Here is a 286-nt window from a genome sequence, read left to right as displayed (position 1 = left end):
GGCCCCGCACGTCGATCATCCCGGCCAGGAAGGACGGTGCGTTGGGAATCCGCGACATCGGGCGCAGATCGAGAATCTCGCGAACCTGATCGACCTCGACCGCGAAGATTTCACGATCGATGCCGATGGTGACGTATTGCACCCCGCTACGGGTGGCGGCGGTCTGTGTCATGGCGCATCCCCGAGACTGTGAACGGAGAGCGGCAACCGCCGCCCCCCGGTCCTGCAAGCGTCAGAACTGGACGTAACCGGAATCCAGATCGTCGGCGGGATTGCCGCTTTCCAG

Annotated in this window: 1 protein-coding gene; it reads right to left on the bottom strand. The window is 64.0% G+C overall.

What is annotated here, in order from left to right; translation table 11 throughout:
* The coding region (locus K678_RS17450; protein WP_021133815.1) for a chemotaxis protein CheW at positions 1–172 on the bottom strand (172 nt) is incomplete at its 3' end.
* Positions 173–286: the final 114 nt, after the last annotated feature.

Source organism: Magnetospirillum fulvum MGU-K5, assembly GCF_000442515.1.
GTDB classification, from domain to species: Bacteria; Pseudomonadota; Alphaproteobacteria; order Rhodospirillales; family Magnetospirillaceae; genus Phaeospirillum; species Phaeospirillum fulvum_B.
The sequence above is the reverse complement of the archived record's forward strand: the minus strand, read 5'-3'. Positions and strand labels throughout refer to the sequence as shown.